The 562-nt window shown below is 35.1% G+C and carries 1 protein-coding gene; it reads right to left on the bottom strand.

What is annotated here, in order from left to right; translation table 11 throughout:
• Positions 1-334: 334 nt before the first annotated feature.
• Positions 335-562: transposase (locus WOCAOBSORBRA_RS06090; RefSeq protein WP_156518078.1), on the bottom strand; the 228-nt coding region annotated here is incomplete at its 5' end.

Raw genomic sequence — 562 nt, 5'->3', positions numbered from 1 at the left:
TATAGCTAAAGTGACTTAGGTTCTCTAATTGCACATAAGTCAACAATAATTTTCACACAAATCAAAACAGCATATCTTCTCCATAATCCTTGGTAATTTTACATAAGTTAAAAGTAGCATATGGTTCTCTCCGCGGTCTGAGATGACAATAAATTTGTTAAGCCGCATTATACTTGTTAGGCGGAAGTGGACGGCAACATATTTACCACGAAGTCTAACTAAGTTCTTGCTTGTCCCTTCCATCGGCATTGCTATCTTTATTTTCAATAAAATTATTGTCCTATGCTCTTTTGATGTTTATTGATAATAAAATTCTGTTTTATCAACCAACATCCTATGCATAATTACAGCTAATTTTCTTGCTACTGCTACAATTGCTTTTTTCATTCCTTTTTTCTTCGCAACCCCAGTTTTTTAATTTAAATGTCCTCTTGGTAACTGTAAGCATTGTTTGTGCAGCTTCATATAACATACTTCTACATTCCGCTGGTCCCATCTTTGATATGCTGCCATGCCGATCAACTTCTCCAGAAGAATATTGCCTTGGTGTCAACCCTATATA

The organism is Wolbachia endosymbiont of Cardiocondyla obscurior, assembly GCF_902713635.1.
GTDB classification, from domain to species: Bacteria; Pseudomonadota; Alphaproteobacteria; order Rickettsiales; family Anaplasmataceae; genus Wolbachia; species Wolbachia pipientis.
This window is presented reverse-complemented; position numbering and strand designations above follow the sequence as displayed.